Here is a 7,969-nt window from a genome sequence, read left to right on the forward strand (position 1 = left end):
TTTTATACCTCTCGTAAACCTTTGTCACTGCTTGTTTTTAAAGGTTTTTGATTTGGTGGGTTTCATGGTTAGTCGTATTTAACCATGCTTAATAATTTATGTCGCCATTTTGTAGAGACAAAATAGCGACATGAGATGATGTGAGTACTTACATTTATGCTGAATCTATTGAGTCTTTAGTAAACCTAGAAAGAACGCGTATTCAAGTGCGTCTTCTTTCAATCGCTTAAATCGACCAGAAGCGCCACCGTGACCAGCTTCCATATCGGTTTTGAACAGCAACACGTTGTTGTCTGTTTTCATCTCACGCAGCTTCGCCACCCATTTCATTGGTTCAAAGTATTGTACTTGTGAGTCATGCAGGCCTGTTGTTACCAACATGTTCGGGTAGTTTTGAGCTTTCACGTTGTCGTATGGCGAGTAACTTAGCATGTAATCGTAATAGGTTTTATTGTTAGGATTGCCCCATTCGTCATACTCGTTGGTGGTTAGAGGAATCGATTCATCAAGCATGGTTGTCACAACGTCTACAAACGGGACATGTGCACCAATACCACGGTACAGTTCTGGTGCTTGGTTGATGATTGCTCCCATCAATAAACCGCCAGCAGAACCACCAACAGCGAACACTTTATCTTTCGCGCCGTAGCCTTCTTCAACAAGCCCTTTGGTTACATCAATAAAGTCGTTGAACGTGTTTTGTTTGGTCAGCTTTTTGCCATCTTCATACCAAGGGCGACCAAGCATTTCTGAACCGCGGATATGTGCGACTGCATAAACAAAACCTCTATCCAGTAGGCTTAGGCGAGTTGAGCTGAAGGTAGGTTCAATCGTAGAGCCGTAAGACCCATAGCCGTATTGGTAGATTGGGTTAGTGCCGTCTTTCTTGAATAAATCTTTGCGATAAACCAAAGAAACAGGGACTTGCTTACCATCGCGAGCCGTTACCATGATTCGCTCCGACTGGTAGTTATCCGCTTCGAAGTCTCCTAATACTGGTGTTTGCTTCATTATTTCAGATTCACCTGTACTTAGGTCGAAATCATAATAAGTCCCTGGCGTAGTCAAGCTGCTGTAATAGATTCGAACTTTTGAGTTGTCTAATTCATAGTTACTCGTTAGGTAAGCGGCAAAAGCGGTGTCGTTAAACTCAAGCGGGAACTCTTTGCTTGTTGAGAGCTGGCGAACTTTTACTGTAGACAAGCCATCCGCGCGTTGCTCGTAAACAAGATGGTCATTAAACAACTCGAAATCAACAAGTTGAGTGTTGTCGTCTGCTGCGATGACATCGACCCATTTTGAGCGGTCATGCATGTCTTCGGCTGTGACTTTCATTAAACGGAAGTTGACCGCTTGGTAGTTGGTGTAGATGTAATACCAATCACCTAGCTTAGCGATACTGTACTCAATGCCAGTTTCCCTTGGGTAAAAAGCTTCAGCTTTAGCCTTCGGGTTGTTGGCATCGATGACTGAAACACCGCTGGTTTCTGTACTTGAATGCCAAATGTAGACCTGTTCACCATCTTTGCTTTTGCTCAAAGAGGTATAGTAAGCACTGTCGGTTTCTTCGTAGATTAGCTCATCGCTTGTTTGAGGTGTGCCTAAAACATGGCGGTAAACTTGGTAACCCAGCAACGTTTGCGGATCTTTCTTGATGTAGTAGAAGGCTTGGTTGTCGTTTTGCCACGCGATCGCACTCGAAGCTCCTTCAATTTCATCTTTTAGATATTCACCTGTTGTGAGGTCTTTGATCTTGATGGTGTAAATGCGGCGGCTTAGCGTATCTTCGCCATAGGCCAACAAGTTTTCGTCTGGGCTGATGTTTAAGCCACCAATACTGAAAAACTCATGTTCTTTTGCTAGCTCATTAACATCTAAAATGACTTGCTTGTCTGTGCCTAAAAAGTTTTTTTCACGCAAGTGAACTGGGTATTCGTTGTCGCCTGTGACCTTATTCGAGTAGTAGTAACTGCCTTTGCGAACCGGTACCGAATTGTCGTCTTTCGCGATTCGGCCTTTAATCTCTTCAAATAATTGTTTTTGTGACGCTTCTGTATGTTTCAGCACTGTATCTGCGTACTGATTCTCTTGTTCAAGTTGTTGCAAGATCTCTGGATCTTGGCGTGCATCATCGCGCATCCAATAGTAATCATCGATTCGGGTTTCACCATGAATCGTCATTGCGTGAGGGACTTTCTTAGCAACGGGTGCTTGTGTCTGCTGAGCGACGAGTTGCGATGGAGAGTAGTGGTTCATGGTTGGTATTCCTTGATTGCTGCATCCGGCGACAAGTGCGACCGATGATATGGCTAATGTGGTTAAAGCGAAACGCATCTGTATATCCTTAGTCGGTACCTTACTCGCTTTTATGCCAGCATCCTTATTAATTAGAGCCTGGGTACGTTGATGTTCTTCCAGTGATGTTATTTATAATTGGATGCTGGATATGCACTTTCATCGTAAGTGTCTGTTATTGTTTTTAAAAAATCAAAGTAATGTTGAATAAAATTGCTGATTCGTGAGAGAGGAAAAAATAAATGTGAAAAAAGGGACATACTCTTCAGTATGTCCCTCTTCGTTGTTTGGGCAGGGTTGAGTTTTAGATTACCAACGGCATTTCGTTTGAGTGATCATGTTTACGATTGACCCAACGTAAACCAAGCATAACGATAAATGACATTACAATCATCAGGCAACCGAGTGGCAGTTGGTCTTGAGCGGGGAAGAACGATGCCAATAGTGTTGCGATGCCAGCACCTAGGTTCTGCATACCACCTAAAATAGCACCTCCAGTACCAGCGTGGTAGGGGAATGGCGAAAGTGCCCCTGTTGTCGCAGCTGGAAATAAGATGCCAGCGCCCAAGAAGTAAATTGTGGCACCGCCAATCAAAGTTAATGCTGTTGTTTGACCAAACAGACCGGGTATCAATACCACTGTTGAGCCCACCAATATAGCTACTAGACCAACATTCAGTGCGCGGCGCTCAGAGCGGCGTTGTGCGATGTAACTAGACAAGCCAGCACCGACTAAGTAACCCGGAATGGGTAAGACAAACAACAAGCTTACTGTCGTTGCCGGTAAGCCAAGTACGCCGCCAAGCAACACACCTGCAGCGGCTTCAAATACGGCCACACCAGCAAATGTTGCGACCAATATCAGTAAGAAACCTTGGAAGCGTTTGTCGGACAGAACGAATTTGTAGCTGTTGGCAACCGATTCATTTTTGCATTGTTCTTTCGGCAGTGTTTCCATCATGCTCGTCATCATAGTGATCACAACAGCAATGCCGAACAGCGCAAGGAACAAGTAGCTAGAACGCCAGCCGAAAACTTCGGTTAGGTAGCCGCCTAATACAGGAGCCATCAATGGGGAGAAGATCACACACATGCTAATCAAGCTGTTTGCACGGTGCAGTTCTGCGCCTTCAAAACAGTCGCGAGTCAATGTACGAGACATCGCCCCGCCACAACCGATGCCCAAACCTTGGATAAAGCTACCTGCTAAGAACCATTCATATTCGTGAGCGAACAATGCCACCAGAGTACCGATGATGTAGATGATCAAACCAATAACGATGATCGGTTTGCGACCTAGGCGATCAGAAAGTGGGCCGTAAACAAATTGCGAAAGACCATAAGGAATCAAGTAACACGCCATCACCGCTTGCAGTGAAGATGCCGAAACTAAGAACTCACCTACCATATGACCGATAGAAGGCACGTACATCGTTTGAGTCATTTGACCTACGGCAGTCAGAATAGCGATTAAAAAGGTAAGTTTCGCTAATGGAAACGAGGCGGACATTTGCGTATCTCTCCAAAAATTAAGACGTAAAAAGCCTTAGCGCTCCATTAAGGAGAGCCAAATAAGTAAAGTAATTAGGGAATCTAGGCGCGAGATATTAGAGCTTGAGTGGCGACTTAGCAATCAAAAAATGTGAAGTTGAACAAGATAAAAATCTATAACTTGGATTACAAAAGCTAATCCGAAATTAGTAAAGTTTAAAAGATAAAAAGGGTGAATAGGTTTCATTGAAATATAATAATTACTCAGACCAACTTGAGTTATTCATGACCAGAAGCGCAGGCGCAAAGAAGTTTATGGAGAAAGGTTTCAGTAGCCGAGTGCAATATAACAATTTCTATCAGAGTGACTATGTAGAAAATAAAAAGGTTGCCTTGATAAAACAGCATTCCTCTAAATTATGGGAGTTTACAAGATCAATCCGATTAGTGAGCATCGAAAATTGCGGGTTATGCCTTCGACAATTTTACTTGGAGTGACAAGCTGAAAGCTCTTGAAATCACAGTAACAAAAGACAAAAACACGACTTATTAACATTTATGTAAACTTTCGTTTTATATGTATGCAAATTGTGCTGTAATTATTCGCTAAGCTATTCGTCTAACCTCATTAGCATTGTATGCAGTAATTAGTTATCAATGTGAGCGTTAGGGTTAAGGAAGTCTTTTGGCTTAAATAAGGATATTAAATGCGCTCTCTATCGGTACAGTGGAAAATAACCCTTTTAGCAGGTTGTTGCCTAATCATTACATCACTGTCTCTTATTGGTTTCTCGATCTACAACGCGACGAGTAATCAACAAGTCATAAAGTCTCAAAGCTCAGAATCGGTTATCAATAAAACTCAGCAGTTGTTGGCGTCTGTTTCTCAGCTCAATGCTCAAGAAACGCAACGTTATATCGACGAAGCTATTTACCGTGCCGAGATGCTTGCGGCGAGTGCTCTGTTTCTAAAGAATAATGCGGATGAAAACTTTACCCCAAGTGAAGAACTTCGTACTGCATTGGACGAAATGGTGCGTCGTTCAGTTTTAAACTTTGATTCGATTCAAGGGGCGTACTTAGTCTTTAAGCCAGACTTGCTTGATAGTGAAGACGCGAACTATGTGGATGCTGATTATGTCGGCTCTAACGAAAAAGGCCGTTTCGCACCTTATTGGAAGGTGGCTGATAACGGTGAGAATGTTTTGCCGAACGTGATCTCGGAATCAACATTGAGCGATGATAGCAACAGTGAGCGTTTTTATTGTCCTTTGTCATCAGGGCAAACGTGTATTAGTACACCAAAAGTTGTAAACAGCGGAGGTAAAACCTTACTGACCTCCTCAATTTCTGTGCCTATTTTAGTCGATGATGTAGCCATTGGTTTCTTAGGGATAGACCTAAGGCTTGATGGCTTAGTGGATGTAGTCACTCAATCTGATCAAAGTTTGTTTGATGGTGCTGGTGCTATTTATGTCGTTAGCTTGGACGGTTCGGTTATTGCTTCTGATGATTCTAGTATTGCTGTTGGTTCGACTTTCCAGAGTGACCACACGAACAGTGATTTGATGACCGACTTTATCTTTGGTGGCGAAGTGACAACGCAATGGAGCAAAAACGACGAGTGGTTACTTGCATTTGCACCTGTTGTTGCGGCTAACCAAACTTGGGGTGTGTTGTTTGAGATTCCGAGAGAGAGCGTCGTCGCTGATGCCAACAAATTGGATTCCATCATTAGTACTAAGCTAAGTGAAGGCATCAAAACGGAAGTAATTGCAGGTACCGTATTCATTTTGTTCGGTTTAGCTATTATCGCATTTGCTTCCCTTTCAATTGTTAAGCCTATTCGACAGGTGGTCGAGAGACTGAATGACATTGCTTCTGGCGAGGGGGATTTGACTCAACGTCTAGAAGTCAAATCTCAAGACGAAATCGGTCAGTTAGCGAAAGGGTTTAACTTATTCTTAGATAAGTTACAGCACACAATTAAAGAAGTGGTTTTAACTACAGAGCAAGTGGCGAGCACAACAGGCCAAGCGAAAGCATCCGCATCAAGCACACGTGAAAGCAGTGAGTCTCAATTTAAAGAAGTCGACCTAGTAGCGACAGCCGCTGAGGAGATGACTCAAACATCAGGCTTGGTGGTACAAAACGCAGAAGTGGCCGTTGATGCGGCTAGCGAAGCTAACCGTTCTGCTCAACAAGGCCAAGAAGTTATCGAGCTTTCTGCCGGTGAAATGAGAAAGCTGGTGGAACGTATGTCGAGCGCGGTGCCTATTGTTGAAGAGCTAGCGAAGAATAATGGAAACATCACCGAGATCTTAAGTGTTATTGAAGGGATTTCTGAGCAAACTAACTTATTAGCACTGAATGCGGCGATTGAAGCGGCGAGGGCCGGTGAGCAAGGTCGAGGTTTTGCGGTTGTGGCGGATGAGGTGAGAAACTTAGCAAGTCGCACGCATTCATCGGTTGGTGAAATCAGAGCGGTTATCGATAAGGTGCACGCAGGTACTCAAGATGTTGTTGAGGCGATACAAGAAGGTAATATTCTCGCCAATGACACCGCGTTACATGTTCAAAAAGCGGTTGAAGATCTCGGTTCGATCTTTATCTCGATAGAAGCGATCAGTGACATGAACAATCAGATCGTCAGAGCGGCAGAAGAGCAGCAATCCGTTTCTGGTGAAGTGAATCAAAGCGTGGTCAACATTCGTGATTTGAGTGCTAAGATTTTAGAGCAAGCTGCGGCGTCTGAACAAGTCGGAAGTGAAATTGATCAGCTGTCTCAACAGCAACAGAAATTAGTTAATCAGTTTAAGGTCTAGTGGTTTAGAACTGATTAAAAAGTGAATTAAAAAAAGGACAAATGGATATTTCATTTGTCCTTTTTTGTTACTTCTGAGGTTTGGTCTAACGTTCTAGCTTCTAAAACTCAGTAATTTTCGCCGAAACCTCTGCTAGCGAAGTTAGTCTTCAATGAACCAGTACCCTTTGTTCACTAACTCTGTCACAACCGTTACGCCCGAAGGAGATAGAGTGGCAGCTGAATTGATCACGGCCTCATCGCAAAGTATGTTGAGTAGTGATGAGTCAGCTTCGTCAACCTTAACCACTTCACCATTGATGTAAGCCGTATTGCTTTCCTTTTCATGGTAGAGCGCTTTTAAGCCAGATACACGATGGATCTCGCCCTCAGACTCTAAGTGCTGAGCGATCTCTTCTTGAGTCCACAAAGGATCAGGTGCAACGATATCAAGCTGGTGGCGTGACTGGCTTAGCAGGCAACCCATGAAATCACTGATCGTTTCTGGTTCTTCCAAGGCTGACTTCAACATATCAGTCAGGTTATCTAAGTCTGATGAACGAATCTTGCCGTAACCATCTTGCGTTTTAAATTCTGGGTCATGTAGGTGAACGTCACCCATATCATGAGCAAGTACAAAGTCGGCAAAATTACTGATTAGCTCTTGCTCTTTAGGAGAACGGTAGCCAATAGAGTAGCTCATTGATGGTTCTAACGTGTTACCTTCGTGCGGGAAGCCTGGTGGAATATAAAGGATATCACCTGGCTCTAAGGTTTCATCAATGATTGGCTCAAAGCCTTCTATTTGACGAAGTGCTGAAGCTTGAACGGATTCTGTGTACTGACCTATATCCTTCGCACCAACCTTCCATTGACGCTTACCTTGACCTTGGATGATGAATACATCGTATTGATCAATGTGAGGGCCAACACCGCCTTCAGGTGCTGAATAGCAAATCATGAGATCGTCGAACAACCAGTTTGGTAATTGTTGGAACGCTTCAGTCAGTTGATTTGCACCTTGATGCCAGTGGTTCGCCGCTTGAACAACCAATTGCCAATGGCTTTCAGTGAGTTCACCAAACTTCTCTTCCGTGAATGGACCATGTTCGGCTGTCCATTTGTTGTCGAGGTTAGAAACAAAGCGAGAATCCACTTCTTCTTCCATCGATAAACCAGCAAGTTCTTCCGGCGAAATTGGGTCGACGAAGTTTTGGAAGCCACCTTTTAAGATGGTTGGTTTTTTATGCCAGTAATTTTCAAGAAACTCGGGCATAGAAAAGCTAAGTTGGTACATGTGAATCCTGTATATTTTAATGCTAGATGCTAGATGCTAGATGCTAGATGCTAGATGCTAGATGCTAGATGCTAGATGCTAGA

General features: G+C 43.5%; 4 protein-coding genes. 1 reads left to right on the forward strand and 3 read right to left on the reverse strand.

From position 1 onward, the window contains the following. Window positions 1-165 precede the first annotated feature (165 nt). Complete coding sequence (locus ACED48_RS11775; RefSeq protein WP_017055017.1) at window positions 166-2,256, reverse strand: S9 family peptidase; 2,091 nt, start codon at window positions 2,254-2,256, stop codon at window positions 166-168. A gap of 343 nt (window positions 2,257-2,599) precedes the next feature. After that, window positions 2,600-3,805: a multidrug efflux MFS transporter EmrD gene (gene emrD, locus ACED48_RS11780; RefSeq protein ID WP_017055018.1), complete on the reverse strand. Its 1,206-nt coding sequence runs from the start codon at window positions 3,803-3,805 to the stop codon at window positions 2,600-2,602. Window positions 3,806-4,493: 688 nt separating this feature from the next. Between emrD and ACED48_RS11785 the strand changes: the two genes are divergently transcribed. Continuing rightward, window positions 4,494-6,611 (forward strand): methyl-accepting chemotaxis protein, encoded by a 2,118-nt coding sequence (locus ACED48_RS11785; RefSeq protein WP_017055019.1) that lies wholly within the window; start codon window positions 4,494-4,496, stop codon window positions 6,609-6,611. 141 nt (window positions 6,612-6,752) lie between these two features. Here the strand turns inward: ACED48_RS11785 and ACED48_RS11790 are convergent, their stop codons facing one another. Next, a complete protein-coding gene (locus ACED48_RS11790; protein WP_017055020.1) occupies window positions 6,753-7,886 on the reverse strand; it encodes a cupin domain-containing protein in 1,134 nt (377 codons plus the stop codon). Between the last annotated feature and the right edge of the window lie 83 nt (window positions 7,887-7,969).

Origin of the sequence: Vibrio sp. 5S239 (assembly GCF_041439575.1) — a bacterium.
GTDB classification, from domain to species: domain Bacteria; phylum Pseudomonadota; class Gammaproteobacteria; order Enterobacterales; family Vibrionaceae; genus Vibrio; species Vibrio kanaloae.

Bases quoted from the DNA above. Each gene is read 5' to 3' on its own strand.
- ACED48_RS11775 (WP_017055017.1), bottom strand. From the start codon at position 2,256: ATGAACCACTACTCTCCATCGCAACTCGTCGCTCAGCAGACACAAGCA.
- emrD (WP_017055018.1), bottom strand. From the start codon at position 3,805: ATGTCCGCCTCGTTTCCATTAGCGAAACTTACCTTTTTAATCGCTATT.
- ACED48_RS11785 (WP_017055019.1), top strand. From the start codon at position 4,494: ATGCGCTCTCTATCGGTACAGTGGAAAATAACCCTTTTAGCAGGTTGT.
- ACED48_RS11790 (WP_017055020.1), bottom strand. From the start codon at position 7,886: ATGTACCAACTTAGCTTTTCTATGCCCGAGTTTCTTGAAAATTACTGG.